This is a genomic window from Paenibacillus sp. FSL H3-0286 (assembly GCF_045040705.1).
Lineage (GTDB): Bacteria > Bacillota > Bacilli > Paenibacillales > Paenibacillaceae > Paenibacillus_AQ > Paenibacillus_AQ odorifer.
Map to the genome: position 1 here is coordinate 3,637,643 of NZ_CP150285.1, position 14,298 is coordinate 3,651,940.

At 41.5% G+C, this 14,298-nt stretch carries 11 protein-coding genes; 6 read left to right on the plus strand and 5 right to left on the minus strand.

What is annotated here, in order from left to right:
- The first annotated feature begins 33 nt into the window (after positions 1-33).
- Positions 34-1,596, plus strand: coding sequence for an ABC transporter substrate-binding protein (locus MHB37_RS16375; protein ID WP_076130604.1), 1,563 nt, complete (start codon positions 34-36; stop codon positions 1,594-1,596).
- A gap of 102 nt (positions 1,597-1,698) precedes the next feature.
- Here MHB37_RS16375 and MHB37_RS16380 read toward each other — a convergent pair whose 3' ends face one another.
- The 4 genes from MHB37_RS16380 to MHB37_RS16395 all read right to left on the minus strand — a co-directional run bounded on the left by MHB37_RS16380 (position 1,699) and on the right by MHB37_RS16395 (position 7,056).
- Positions 1,699-3,459: an ABC transporter ATP-binding protein gene (locus MHB37_RS16380; protein ID WP_036677200.1), complete on the minus strand. Its 1,761-nt coding sequence runs from the start codon at positions 3,457-3,459 to the stop codon at positions 1,699-1,701.
- Entirely contained in the window at positions 3,459-5,210 is a 1,752-nt protein-coding gene (locus tag MHB37_RS16385) for an ABC transporter ATP-binding protein (protein ID WP_076190319.1), read from the minus strand. Before MHB37_RS16385 ends, MHB37_RS16380 begins: the two co-directional genes overlap by 1 nt.
- Before the next feature lie 119 nt (positions 5,211-5,329).
- Positions 5,330-6,385 carry a HAMP domain-containing sensor histidine kinase gene (locus MHB37_RS16390; RefSeq protein ID WP_081386330.1) on the minus strand — a complete coding sequence of 352 codons (1,056 nt, stop codon included), beginning with the start codon at positions 6,383-6,385 and terminating at the stop codon, positions 5,330-5,332.
- Entirely contained in the window at positions 6,382-7,056 is a 675-nt protein-coding gene (locus tag MHB37_RS16395) for a response regulator transcription factor (RefSeq protein ID WP_076184972.1), read from the minus strand. The genes MHB37_RS16390 and MHB37_RS16395 overlap by 4 nt, the downstream gene beginning before the upstream one ends.
- A gap of 325 nt (positions 7,057-7,381) precedes the next feature.
- On the opposite strand from MHB37_RS16395, the gene MHB37_RS16400 reads away from it, so the two are divergent.
- Positions 7,382-8,347, plus strand: coding sequence for an aldo/keto reductase (locus MHB37_RS16400; protein ID WP_076190318.1), 966 nt, complete (start codon positions 7,382-7,384; stop codon positions 8,345-8,347).
- A 36-nt stretch (positions 8,348-8,383) separates the two neighbouring features.
- Entirely contained in the window at positions 8,384-9,235 is an 852-nt protein-coding gene (locus tag MHB37_RS16405) for an aldo/keto reductase (protein ID WP_405168255.1), read from the plus strand.
- A 116-nt stretch (positions 9,236-9,351) separates the two neighbouring features.
- Here MHB37_RS16405 and MHB37_RS16410 read toward each other — a convergent pair whose 3' ends face one another.
- A complete protein-coding gene (locus MHB37_RS16410) occupies positions 9,352-10,848 on the minus strand; it encodes a glycoside hydrolase family 43 protein (RefSeq protein WP_076190317.1) in 1,497 nt (498 codons plus the stop codon).
- A gap of 174 nt (positions 10,849-11,022) precedes the next feature.
- Between MHB37_RS16410 and MHB37_RS16415 the strand changes: the two genes are divergently transcribed.
- The 3 genes from MHB37_RS16415 (at position 11,023) to MHB37_RS16425 (ending at position 14,106) form a co-directional block, all read left to right on the plus strand.
- The gene (locus tag MHB37_RS16415) at positions 11,023-11,937 is read left to right on the plus strand and encodes a transcriptional regulator (RefSeq protein WP_076130610.1); all 915 of its coding nucleotides are present in this window, start codon (positions 11,023-11,025) and stop codon (positions 11,935-11,937) included.
- A gap of 154 nt (positions 11,938-12,091) precedes the next feature.
- On the plus strand, positions 12,092-13,111 hold the full coding sequence (locus MHB37_RS16420; RefSeq protein ID WP_405168256.1) for a phosphotransferase enzyme family protein: 1,020 nt from the start codon (positions 12,092-12,094) through the stop codon (positions 13,109-13,111).
- A 71-nt stretch (positions 13,112-13,182) separates the two neighbouring features.
- Positions 13,183-14,106, plus strand: a complete 924-nt coding sequence (locus tag MHB37_RS16425; protein WP_076184961.1) for a phosphotransferase family protein — start codon at positions 13,183-13,185, stop codon at positions 14,104-14,106.
- Positions 14,107-14,298: the final 192 nt, after the last annotated feature.

Here is a 14,298-nt window from a genome sequence, read left to right on the forward strand (position 1 = left end):
TATCATTTTATTTTATGGGGGGATTACTTGAAAATGAAGGATACGAAAAGCAAGGCTTCACTGCTTCTCACACTGATGCTTATTTCAGCATTAGCCACTACGGCTTGCGGCAATTCAAACAACTCGAACAACGCTACACCAGATAATGCCGGAAAAGAAAGCGCCGCACCGAGCTCATCAGCGAACTCAACCACCGATAACACATCCAATGAGCCCTCGAAGCTGGAGCCTTATAAAATAAAGCTGGTCTACGAAGGAGCTCCACAGGCGGACGAGGCTATCGTCGAGGAAGCGCTGAACAAGATCTTGACCGAAAAAATCAACGCGACGGTAGATATCGCACCAATCGATTGGGGAGCATGGGATGATAAGACTAACCTCATCATCGCTTCTCGAGAGCCCGTAGACATTCTATTTACAGCCTCATGGAACGGGTATGCAAAGAACGTTGCCAAAGGTGCTTACTTAGATCTCGGTCCCTTGCTCGATCAGTATGGCCAGGGCATTAAGGATAGCTTGGATCCAGCTTTTCTCGATGGCTCCAAAATCGGCGGCAAAAATTATGCAGTCCCTACGAATAAAGAATTGGCATCGTCAGGGGGCATTGTTTACCGGAAGGACATTGCCGATGAACTCGGCATTGACATGAGTAAAGTGCAAAAGATCGAAGATTTAGATGCCGTTTATAAGATCGTTAAAGAGAAGAAGCCAACCATGTATCCGCTGTATACAACGGGTGGCACGTTCGCCTCTCACTCCTTTGTGGAATTGGATTTTTTAGGTGATACGACGATACCTGGCGCTATCGATAAGAATGGCACGGAAGCGACAGTCAAACCGGCCGAAGAGTATCCACAATACTTAAATGCATTAAAAGTAACCCGTGATTTCTTCCAGAAGGGGTATCTTAACAAAGATGCGGCCACTTCCCAAACGTCATCCCTTGATGCTTATAAGACGGGCAATGTATTTTCCACTGTAGAGCCTCTTAAGCCAGGCAAAGCAGAAGAAATCGCATCCGCGACAGGACTTGATGGCAAGCTTGCACAAATTACTTTAACAGGTAAAACGGTCGCCACATCGGAGACTACCGGCGCCATGTTAGCCATCTCATCAACGTCTAAGAACCCGGAACGCGCCATGATGCTGATAAACCTGCTTCATACAGATCAAGAAATTATTAATCTGCTTAACTTCGGTATTGAAGGTACACACTTTACACTTAATGGTAATGTTATGACGCAGACGGAGAAGTCAGGACAGTACGCACCGGGCGTCGCTTGGGAGCTGGGAAATCAATTCCTGAACTATGTCTGGAGTTCGGAAGCTCCAGACAAGTGGGAGCAGTTCAAAAAGTTTAACGAAGGCGCTAAATCATCGCCGGCACTGGGCTTCACCTTTGACAGCGAGCCAGTCAAATCCGAAGTCGGAGCACTAGCAAACGTTCTAAGAGAATATCAAAAGATGCTTGAGACCGGCTCGGTTGATCTGGACAAAGAATTGCCGAAATTTATCGCCGCCCAAAAATCGGCCGGCCTAGATAAAGTCATTGCTGAAAAGCAAAAACAGCTTGATGAATTCCTTGCCAGTAGATGATATGTGTTCATAGCAAATAAAGGACCTACTCATTGTTCTGGATAAGAACAATGAGTAGGTCTTTTTGACTTTCGCTATATAATTCACAGTGTCAACTAGGCCTTAAGAGGCTTGGTCGAATTGGCTATTATAAAGCTCCGCATAGAAACCATTTTTGGCAAGTAGTTCTTCGTGGCTGCCGCTTTCCAGGATATCGCCTTCCTTCAGAACCAGAATCACATCGGCGTTCTTAATGGTTGAGAGTCTATGCGCAATAACAAAGGAGGTTCTTCCTTCCATAAGCTTATCCATTGCCTGCTGAATCAAGAGCTCTGTTCTTGTATCGACTGAGCTTGTAGCTTCATCGAGGATGAGCATTGGAGCATTCTTGAGCATCGCGCGGGCGATGGTAAGCTGTTGCTTTTGGCCGGTGGATAAATTAACCTTGTCATTTAGTATGGTATTGTAACCGGCACTTAAGGTCTGAATGAAATGATGCAAGCCTACCGACTTACAAGCATCTTCAACTTCTTTATCGGTTACACCTGTTTTGTTGTACACCAGATTTTCCCTGATAGTGCCCTCAAAAAGCCAGGTGTCCTGCAAGACCATACAGAATAGATCATGGATGTTTTCTCTTGTTAAGCTGCTGATGGGGGTATCATCAATATAAATCTCTCCGCCCTTTAATTCATTAAACCGTATTAGAAGATTTATCAGTGTAGTTTTACCTGCGCCGGTAGGGCCGACTATAGCAATTTTTTGCCCAGGCTTAATCTCTGCAGAAAAATCTTTAATCACAAGTTTATCTGAATTTTCATAAGCAAATTGCACATGTTCAAAATCAACTTTGCCCACAGCAGTTTTAAGATGTCTTTCTTTATGACTTTCATTGTCCATTTCGTCAGCATCGAGGAACTCAAAGACACGTTTGCTTGCCGCGGAAGCCGATTGCAGACTTTGTGCGGCTTGAGCAATCTGAGAGAGCGGTTGTGTAAAGTAACGGACATACAGTATAAAGGCTACAATGACCCCAAAGGATATCGTTCCGTTCATAGCAAGTACAGCACCAACTACACAAACGGCCACAAAACCTAGATTGCCTATAAACATCATAATCGGCATCATAAGACCGGAGAGGAACTGCGCTTTAAATGCACTATCTTTGAGATTCATATTCAGGGATTCAAATGTATTGCGCATTTGTGATTCACCATTGTAGGCTTTCACTACAGTATGTCCTGTATATACTTCCTCCACATGGCCATTGATTTTCCCTAAGTATTCTTGCTGACTTTGAAAATACTTTTGGGATTTTTTCATAATTGCCGCTATGAGGCCAAAGCCAATGATAGTTGCAACTACCGCCGTAATAGTCATGATTACATTTGTTTTGAACATCATGATGATGGATCCCGTAAAGAGGGCAAGGGCAGTTACCAATGTGCCTACGCTTTGGTTTAAAGCTTGCCCGATCGTATCCACATCGTTGGTAACCCGGGACAGGATGTCACCGGTTGTAGAATTATTATAATAAGAGATCGGAAGTTTGTTCATTTTGCGTGAGAGATCGGCTCTTAAGTTTTTGGAGACCTTTTGCGTAACTGCGGACATAATTAATCCTTGTACCAAAGATAACACAGCGCTAAGGATATAGATAAATACAAGGAAAAGGCCGATAGAAGTTACTGCTTCCATATCAATTCCGGTGACGAGGCCGGCCGTGATCAAGTCTGTCATCTCCGAAAGCTTATCCGGTCCAAGCAGAGTCAGAACCGTACCGATTGCTGCACTAATAATAGCTATAAGAACTACAGGGATATATTTTCTGCAATAGTGGAGAAGTTTGCTCCACGTGTTGAGTTGCTCTTTGCTTTTGTTCATTAAGCTAGCTCCTCCTTTGAAAGTTGTGAGTAAGCAATCTCTTGGTAGACATCACAGGTCTGCATCAATTCATCATGTGTTCCCATGCCTGCCATTCGTCCGGCTTCCAGTACAATGATTTTGTCTGCATCTTTGATTGTACCGATCCGTTGGGCAACGATTAGTATCGTTGTACCGCTGGATTTTTTCTTCAATTCACTTCGCAATTTGCGATCCGTCTTATAATCAAGCGCTGAGAAGGAATCGTCGAAGATTAATATTTCAGGACGACGGGCAATGGCTCGGGCAATGGAAAGACGTTGTTTTTGACCGCCAGACAAGTTCGTACCGCCTTGAGAGACATGAGCCTCGTAGCTTCCTTCCATCTTTTCAACAAAATCTGAAGCTTGAGAGGTGTAAATGGCATCAACAACATCAGAGGACAGATCACTGCCATTATCGCCAAAAGCAACATTAGAGCTCACCGTGCCGCCAAACAAAATCGCTTTCTGAGATACATATCCCATTTTATTGCGCAGTGCAGTTTGCTCATATTGGTTAACATTAATTCCATCCACCAACACTTCACCTGCTGTAGCATCATAAAAGCGAGGAATCAGGTTCACGACGGTACTTTTTCCGCATCCGGTTGAACCGATGAAGGCTACAGTTTCTCCTTTTTTCACCGTAAAGCTGATATCTTCAATAACGTATTCTTCTGCATCCGGATATTTAAAGCTGACATTTTTGAATTCGACCTCACCCAACCGATTTGCCCTGGAGGAAGTAAGTGATCCGTTCTCTAAGCTTGGCTTAGTATCCAGCACTTCATTGATTCTTTTAGCGGATACATGGGCACGAGGCATCAGGATAAAAATCATGATCAGCATCATGAATGCCATAACCACCTGCATCGCATAGGATGAGAAGACAATCATATCTGAAAATAAGCCCATCTTCGCCGTACCATTGGCATTTTGAATCAAAATAGCACCAATCCAATATATTGCGAGACTTAAACCGCTCATAATCAGAGAAATACTTGGCATCATCATGGACAGTACATTATTGGCGAATAAATTCGTTCGGGTAAGCTCGCTGTTGGCTACACTAAATTTATCTTCCTGGTAGCTTTCCGCATTATACGCACGAATGACACGAAGGCCGGTAAGATTCTCTCTTGCAACACGATTAAGATTATCAGTCAGTTGCTGCAATTTTTGGAATTTCGGAAGCACTAGCACGATCACTATGCCGACAATAAGAATCAATACCCCAATGGCGACACCGGTAGCAAGCGACCACTGCCAACTCTTGCCTGTAATTTTGAGCATTGCCCAAACGGCAAGGATGGGAGCCTTCACCAGCAGTTGCAGACCGATGACAATCAGCATTTGCACTTGTGTAATGTCATTTGTTGAACGGGTAATTAAACTAGCTGTAGAGAAGTTGTTGATTTCTTCCATAGAGAAAGACTGTACCTTATCAAACAATTTGGAGCGTAATCTTGAAGAGAAGTTGGCGGCAATTTTAGCGGCGATCCCTGCCACTATAATTGATGTGGCTAAGCTGCCAAGGGCACAGAGCAACATCCAGCCTCCGGCTGCAATGATTTCGCTCATTCCACTCCCTGGTATCTGTACAAGACGAGTAATCTCGCTCATATAACCGGGCAATTCCAGATCCAGCCATACCTGTGTGACAATGAATAGGATGCTGATACCGATTAGGGCCCATTCCTTCGGTTTTAAGTACTTAAGTATAGTTACCATACATCTGACTCCTTTATGTGGCGTTGCTTAAATGATAACGAAAGAAGATAAACTGAAAGTTAACTTTTCTGAAAAATAAAAAAACCCTGAAAGAACGATGAGGTTCTCCAGGGCTCGTACTACATTCCAATCGGAATCGTAACTGTAAATGTGGTTCCTTGTAATGGAATGCTTTCGCAAGAAATGGTTCCATGGTGTAGATGAATGATTTTTTTAACAATTGCTAATCCAAGTCCATTGCCTGCAGTAGAGTGGGAAGTATCCTGCTGATAAAATTTATCGAATATCTTGGGAAGAGCCTCAGGATGAATACCGCTTCCGCAGTCACGAACTAGAATCAACAGGTTATCTTCGTTTTTCTTCATGTTAACTTCAATTTCGCCATGTTCAGGAGTGAATTTGATCGCGTTATCCAATAAATTTAACCAAACCTGATTTAAAAGCTCTTTATTGCCGGAGAGTTCATAATCCTGAATATTAACATTCAGCTTCAGGTGCTTCTTCTCAAATTTGGCAGCCAGTAAAAGCACAGACTGGCGAATTTGTTCCCCAACATTAAACCGCATTTTGTTTGTCAGAATCTTTTGCGTCTCAACCTGCGTCAGCTCCAGTACATTCGAAGCAAGGGAGGCAAGTCTGGTCGATTCCTCAATGACAATATCTAGATATTCATTCCGTTCTTCTTTGGTAAGATCATCGTTCTTTAAGACTTCGGCAAACCCTTTAATAGATACAATCGGTGTTTTGAATTCATGGGAAAAATTATTCACAAAATCGGTTCGCAGAATTTCGATACCCCCAAGCTCTTCAGCCATCCGGTTAAAATTCTCTGATAAAATTTCAAACTCTGGCGGGCTTTTGAGCTGGAGCCGCATGGAGAAGTCACCGCTGGCAAGACGCTCTGTGGCCTCAATAAATAACCGGATGGATTTTACCATTTTCCGGCTTGTGATGGCTGATATCGTGGTACCGATAATTGTACAAGCGATTAATACCATTATGGGTAGTACGAATCCATCCTGGGCAAGCTCTTCGTTCAACAAACCAAAAACCTGTGCGAGAAAGAAGAGTAGTCCTGTAATCACAACGGTAATAAGAAAGATGAAAAATATGATAAGAGAAAAATAGATGGGAAGGCTGATTCTGTTGCTGAGCTTGTTACTTATTTTGCTCACTGGCTTCGCACCGCCTTGTATCCAAGACCTCTGACGGAAACCAGTTCAAACTCTGGATAAGCGTCAACCCGTTTCCGCAGGCGATTGATATGCACATTAACGGTTGTATCCGTACTTTCACTTTCCATGCCCCATATCTCGTCCATAAGCTGGATGCGCGTGAAAATCCGTTCAGGATAAGACAATAACTTATACAACAAATAGAATTCTTTTTGCGGTAGCGTTTGTCTCTCGTCCTCCCGGGTTACTGTCAATGCGTCATAATCAAGGATCACTTTACCCACTACTAATTTGCGGGCACTTGCGATTTGTGAACGGCGAAGCAGCGCTTGGATTCTGAGCAGCATTTCTTCGGTATCAATGGGTTTGGTCATATAATCATCAGTTCCAATCCGGAACCCCTTTTTCTTATCTTCAGGCAGCTGTTTTGCTGTAGCCATAAGAATGGGGACCAAGCTATCGGCATCTCTTACTTCCTTGGCGAATTCATAACCATCCATATTAGGCATCATGATATCCAGAATGATTAGATCAATATGCTGTGAATCAAGGACCTCCAAAGCTTTAACTCCGTCTTCAGCAGTTACAACATCATATCCTTCGCGTTTCAGAACAGCTTCAAGAAGTCTTCTTACATGCTTATCATCTTCAACAACGAGTATGTTAATCATTACTGTTCACTCCAATAGTAGGTTTGTATCCATTATTACCTGTGGGGAATTTGTTTTAAAGGGAGCAGAATCAATATTTATCTAATCTTAAGATTTGGTTTGAAATCCTTGTAGTCGATATAAAGTGACTCATACATAGGGAGGATTCAATGAAATGAGAGGAATAGGCAATGATTTAATACTATTATGATATCTGTTTTGTGAAAAATTGTTGCATACTAAAATAGTACCCAAACTAATTTAGCTGGATTAACGTGCTGAAAATAATGCAGACTACGTCGAGCCTTGAACTTTGACTGAACTTCATGCGAAAGGAAGATCACAGATGCAAATGCGTAAATTAGGAAATAGTGGCTTGGAAGTTTCGGCAATAGGGTTTGGCTGTATGGGAATGGATCATGCCTATGGAAAGCCAGCAGATCGTAATGAAATGGTTAAATTAATTCGCAGAGCAGTTGAACTAGGATGTAATTTCTTTGATACTGCTGCTTTTTATGGAGATTCCAATGAGGAATTAGTAGGCGAAGCCCTTGCACCACAAAGAGATCAAGTTGTGATTGCAACTAAATTCGGAATTTTAGGACAAGAAGCTGTAGACGGTCAACCTCAACTTATTTTGAATAGCACACCAGATTCTATTCGTGAACAAATAGAAGGTTCATTAAAAAGGTTGAAGGTCAATTGCATTGATTTATATTATCAGCACCGAGTGGATCCAAATGTCGAACCTGAAGCTGTCGCTGAAACAATGAAAGATTTAATAGCTGAAGGGAAGATTAAAACATGGGGTGTCTCAAATGCACCGATTGATTATATGAAACGAGCACATGCTGTATGTTCGATTACTGCAACCCAAAATCAGTACTCCATGATGTGGCGTGAACCGGAAAAAGAGTTGTTTGAACTTTGTGAAGAATTAGGAATTGCTTTTATCGCTTACAGTCCATTAGGAAATGGTTTCTTAAGTGGTAAATATACCAAGGAAACCAAATATGATGAAGGTGACTATCGAAGTTTCATGGGAAGATTCAAACCTGATGTGATTGATCATAATCAAGTGTTATTAGATTTAATTACTCAAGTTGCAAAAAGTAAAAATGCAGCACCAGCTCAAGTCGTACTCGCGTGGGAATTAGCTCAAAAACCATATATCATTCCAATTCCAGGCACTACAAAATTAAACAGATTAGAAGAAAACCTATATGGAGCTGATCTCAAATTAACAAAGGAAGATGTAGATAGTCTAAATGAAGCTTTGTCTAAAATGGATATTGATAGTTCACACTTTTAAATAGAGCTATATCATCAACTAATAGGAGGATTTTTTATGCAAAAAGTTATTTTGAACAATGGTGTTGAAATGCCGATACTTGGTTTTGGGGTTTTTCAAATTCAAGATGCAGCTGAATGTGAACAAGCTGTTTACGATGCGATCATGTCAGGTTATCGACTGATAGATACCGCAGCCTCATACCTAAACGAAGAAGCGGTGGGAAGAGCCCTCAAACGGAGTGGAGTACCAAGAGAGGATCTATTTATTACTACGAAATTATGGGTTCAAGATACAGGATACGAACGTACAAAGGAAGCATTTGAAAAATCCCTTTCAAGATTGCAACTTGATTATTTGGATTTGTATTTAATTCATCAGCCATTTGGTGATGTGCATGGTTCTTGGCGGGCGCTGGAGGAATTGTACCGTGAAGGAAAAATAAGAGCGATTGGCGTAAGTAACTTCCAGAACGATCGTCTGATTGATTTGATTATTCATAATGAAGTAACTCCTGCAGTTAATCAAGTTGAGACACATCCCTTCTGCCAACAAATTGAAAGTGCTGCATTCATGAAAGAAAACAATGTTCAGATTGAATCATGGGGTCCATTTGCTGAAGGTAAAAACAACATGTTTCAGAACGAAGTTTTAGTATCAATAGCCCAAAAATATAATAAATCTGTTGCCCAAGTGGTTTTACGCTGGTTGACGCAAAGAGGAGTTGTTGTGATTCCAAAGTCTGTCCGGAAAGAAAGAATAATTGAAAACTTTAATATCTTTGACTTTGAATTAAACTCAGAGGATATAGAACAAATTGCGCTGTTAAACACAAAAGAGAGCTTGTTCTTTTCACATAGAGATCCTGTAATGGTAAAAGCGTTAAGTACAAGGAAGCTGGATATCTAATTTTTCTTAGGATCTTGTTGGTTTTGATAAAAGAGGGGTTAACCATAATTAAGGGGTTAACCCCTCTTTTATTTATAAGACCCTTAGCCTTGAACAGTTCATTTTAATTTGAAGGTTTAAGAATAAAGGCAGCTAAAGCTTGTGAATATCGCATTATAATCTTGATCTTCTCCAGTGGCGTACAAACCAATAAGCACACCTGTGAATCCTCCGGCTATTTCAGAGGATAGATATTTGGTTTGCGCAGCTCCGAGTAAGATCTCAATACCGTCTACCTGGATATAAAATTGATAATGCGTTGGACTGCTTTTGACAACTAATGAAGCATGGTTGCACTGACCTATATTTTTTGTTTTTTCAATGGATTTGATATCTCCGATATTCAGCCGTTCGATAATCTCATAACCCTCTGGATGTTTACGCAAGGCCAAATCATAATGGTGATTTTCGTCCATGTAAAGTGTAATTCCGGCTTCACCATTCGTAAGGCTGACTTGGCACGAAATAATTGCGTTAAAATCTTTTTGACGAATACCAATAAATGTCGGAGTAGCCGGGATATCTAACGTAACTGCAGTTCCTTTAAGCTTTATTTTATCAGCTTCTAACCGATAATTTTCTGTAACCGGGTGACGCAGGTAACACCAGTCCAAATTCCAATCTGTGTTCTCGAACGTAAAGACTCTTTTCTCCTGCTGAATGACTGTGTCCGCAATACGATCAGTCTCGAAACTTATAAGTGTGGTACCTTCATGACCTGCTGTAAACCATCCATCCTCGCCAAAGGTAATCGGAGTTAGAAAAACCTCGCGCCCCAAATGGTGATAGGTAAGATACTGGCCAGTCTGCCGGAATCCAAGATGTAACAGCCACCAATCCCCCTCATGGTCTTGTACCAAATCTCCATGTCCAACTCCCTGAAGCTCGTAACCGCCTAAATTTCGATTAGTCAATACGGGGTTATGCGGGTAGGCTTCGAATGGACCAGTAGGAGAATTGCCCCTTGCATAAGTAACCATATGCCCATATTCGGTTCCACCCTCAGCAGCTAGTAGATAGTATTGTCCATTAATTTTGTATAAATGAGGACTCTCCAAATAACGCCCACCGGATCCTTGCCAGATTGAACGGCTTGACGACAGCTTCTGCCCAGTTTCAATTTCAATTTCACATTGGACTATACCATTAACTCCGTAATCGTCTGTCCCATTACTCATGAAATACGTTTTGCCGTCTTCAAAATACAAATCCGGATCAATACCGCCTTGATCTACATTAATCGGATCAGACCATTCGCCGTAAATATTGTCAGTCCAGACATAGAAGTTCTGGCGCAGAGTGTCATTAGTGGTCGTCATGTAGAATCGTCCATTATTGTACCGCAGGGTGGGGGCGAATACACCACCGGAGCTGTCCACAGTATCCAGTTGAATCTGGTTCTTTCGGGTTAAGCAATGACCGATTTGGGTCCAATTAATTAAATCTTTGCTTTCAAAAATCGGAACACCGGGAAAATACTGAAAGGAACTGCAGACCAAATAATAAGTGTCTTCAACTTTACATGCGCTGGGATCAGGATAAAACCCTTTGATGACCGGATTATTGTATTTCATTTCTCCACCTCATTAATAAATTCATATAAATAAGAATTCAATATATTCAACTACTAAGAAAATTAAACACTATTGCTTATAATTTTTCAATGAATCGGGGTTGAAGATATACGTTATATTTATTAAATTAATATATATGTAATTTCAATAAGCACAGGTCAGGTGATTATGATGATGATCAAAGCAAACGGCGAAGCAAAATTCATGGCGTTATATGAAGCGCTGGCAAGCGAAGTCAGATGGAGGATTATGAGCCTCATTGCAGATAATGAAATGAATGTGAAGGAGATCGCGGCTAAGTTAGAGCTTAGTCCTTCCATAGTTACTATGCATATCCGAAAGCTCGAACAAGCTGGACTTACAGGAAGTCACAGGATACGCCTAAACGGAGGAACGCACAAAATGTGTTTCCTTAAACAAAAAAGAGTTGAAATCGAACTCCCCACTGCCACACAAACCCCGAGGATCAGAGAGCAGACCATTTCAGTCGGTCATTATACCTCGTTTGATGTCCATCCTACATGTGGTCTTGGGACACAAGAGAAAGAGATTGGGGTTTGGGACGATCCCCGCTATTTTCTCGATCCCGAGCGGGTCAACGCCGGCATTTTGTGGTTTGGGAGAGGTTACGTAGAGTACAAAACGCCTAACTACTTACTTCCCGGTCAAATGCCCGAGGCCATCGAGATTTCAATGGAAATTGCTTCTGAAGCGCCAGGCTTGAAAGATCATTGGCCTTCGGATATTGAGTTCTTTTTTAACGGTGTGAAGCTTGGAACTTGGACCAGTCCGGCAGACTTTGGAAGAGCGGCACGAGGCATATATACTCCGGATTGGTGGCATCGGAATGTAAATCAATACGGGTTATTGAAGACGATCCGCATTGACACTTCGGGCACATTTATTGATGAAGAAAGGATGTCGGACATTACTGTCGCAGATATTTTGCTACGGGAACAATTCTGGACGCTTCGGTTCGCAGTTGACGAGAAGGCTGTTAATGTTGGTGGTTTGACACTTTATGGGGCTGGATTCGGTAACCATGACCAAGATATTTTAATTCGTGTGTACCTAGGAACGATGACCTAATGAAGCAGGATAGTTCAGTTATAGTTGTTTTCTCCATCCTGTTTATCTGCTGGAACTGGTAAACTATCCATATATTGAAGAAGTTGAGAGGAGAGATATTCTGAATTATAACGAGGTTATTAAAATCGCTGATACACACTTACTTCCATTAGTGATGGAATTGTACGGATTGGAAGGTTATGAAATCAGGCTTATCAATGCACATGAAGGAGGACGGAATGTCGCATATAACTGTGATAAAGCTGATTCTGAAGCAAAAATAATCAGAATTGCCTTTTTAAGTGACAGAAGCCGAGAAGATATTTTGGGTGAAGTGGAATATATCAGGTATTTGTACGAGCATGGCGGCAGTGTTTCGAATGTGGTCAACTCCCAGAAGGGGAATCTGCTGGAAACGATAACTCTTAATAATCATACCTTTTTTGTCTGCTTGTTTGAAAAGGCCAAGGGGGGGATGCTCGCGGAAAATAATTATCAGTATCGGGAAGGCGTTCCTATTACGGAATACTATTATAACTGTGGCAAAGTTCTTGGGAAAATGCATCAATTGTCGAAGGGTTATACACCTGTCCATTCTCGGTATGATTTTTTTGATAAATACAATGCCGATTATATAGATAAGCTAATACCTAACTCGTTATCTCTTTTGAAGGAGAAACTGGTAGATCTCTTAACAACCTTAGAAGGGATGGACAGGAATCACGAGTCTTTTGGGATGGTTCATTTTGATTACTGCGATGGGAATTATATGATCGATTTTGATACAGGGCAAATAACTGTTTTTGATTTCGATAACTCCTGCTTTTGTTGGTATATGTATGACCTGGCAAATCTTTGGACACTTGGAGTGGGCTGGATACAATTTGAACAAGACACTGATAAACGCAAAAAGTTTATGGATGATTATTTTAAAACAGTCCTTGATGGCTACAGATCCGAGACCAGGATCGAAGATTCGATGTTAGAAACATTGCCATTGTTTATCCAAGTAACCCTCATGGAAAACATCGTTGATGCATTCGAGGTAATGCGGAACAATGGTGAAGATCCGGAATGCGATGAAGAGCTGTCATATCGTATAAAATGTCTAGAAGACGATATCCCATATGTAGGATTTTTCCATGAAATTTACTCATGTGATGAACCCTTTGAGTATGAGAAACGAGATATTTAGGATGAGGGTGTTTTTGATATGCTGCGGATAAATTCATATGTAGACTCAAATAAGCAGGAGTTGGAGTAAATATGGCTTACGAAAAACCGGAATTGACCATGAGTGAAATTGAAAAAGTACTGTGGAATCATCTTGGACAGGGAGCGGCTGAGATTACACCGTTGTCTGGCGGCAATATAAGCAACGTGTTTTCTTTTATTTTAGAAGGAAAAGACTATGTTGTGAAATTCAGCGATTTGGAACGAGCATATGAGACCGAACAATTTGTATCTAATTTGCTACTCGACCAAGGTATCCCTTTCCCAAAATGTTTGGGGTTAGGGAGGACTAATCAGTTAACCTATTTGATCATGGAGCGAATGGAAGGTCGCAATCTATCCGATTGTACAGCAGAGGAACAAACCCGTCTGATGCCAGAAATTATCGGCATTTTAACAAGAATGGCCGAAGCGGATATTGGGGGAACTAACGGTTATGGTTGGATCGGACCTGACGGCAATGGTTCCTATTCATCTTGGAAAGACTTCGTCATTGCCGTAAATGCGGAAGATCAGACGGGGACATTCTGGGAGAATTGGCATGAACTCTTCCGCACGTCTTGCTTGGAAAGAGACGTATACGAAGAAATCTATAGTCGTTTGATGACCTATGTACCCTATAATGAATCTAATAGAAGCTTTATACACGGAGATTTTCAACAGTGGAATATGTTGTCCAACGGAACACGGATAACCGGCATTATTGATGGAAATTGCATGTATGGCGATTCTCTCATAGACCTTGCGGTTCTCGACAAGCATATGCCTTGGTGTGATGTCATTAACACATATCAAAATTATCAAAAGAAAGCTAGAATAGTGACCCCGAATTTTGAGGAGCGGCTAATCGGTGCCTATTATTTTAAGGGACTCGATGGACTTCGATTCTATGCTAAGATGGGCTGGACAGAGGCTTATCAGGACACACGGCATTTTCTTTTAAACCTAAAAGCGTAATAACTGACGCTATACCTTATCATAAACATTTAATAGCCGCATAATTGCGGCTTTTTGTATATAAATATCAAATTTCAAGGAGCAAATTCCCCACTGGGATTATAGCCTAGGCTGACGACCTGTAATAAATGCACCTGAACTTGCCATTAATCCACTATCTATAGCTTTGTCCAACTTGATAAAATGTAAGCG